General features: G+C 33.1%; 1 protein-coding gene. It reads right to left on the bottom strand.

Translation table 11 applies throughout. From position 1 onward, the window contains the following. On the bottom strand, positions 1-190 hold a 190-nt coding region (locus tag ACSNOH_RS35415; protein ID WP_436725532.1), incomplete at its 3' end, for a hypothetical protein. Positions 191-239: the final 49 nt, after the last annotated feature.

A 239-nucleotide genomic window follows, 5' to 3' on the forward strand; every position in this document is an offset into this window, starting at 1 on the left:
TGTCTACAGGCTGATTTTTTGTTAAATGATACAGCTCTTCAGGTGAAACAGAAATGTTTTCTAAGTGAAGATCTGATAAATGAAGGATATTTAATTTTTTTCTGGCTGGAAGACCGTCTTTTTGATCAATTGAAATGGTGTTGACCTTCACATCTTTTGTATTGCGTTTCGCTTTATATATAAATGGCACACATACGAGTATGGCCAATGAAAGTAAGATTGTAAACAAAATATATCCC

Origin of the sequence: Streptomyces sp. URMC 127 (assembly GCF_051386535.1) — a bacterium.
GTDB lineage: Bacteria > Actinomycetota > Actinomycetes > Streptomycetales > Streptomycetaceae > Streptomyces.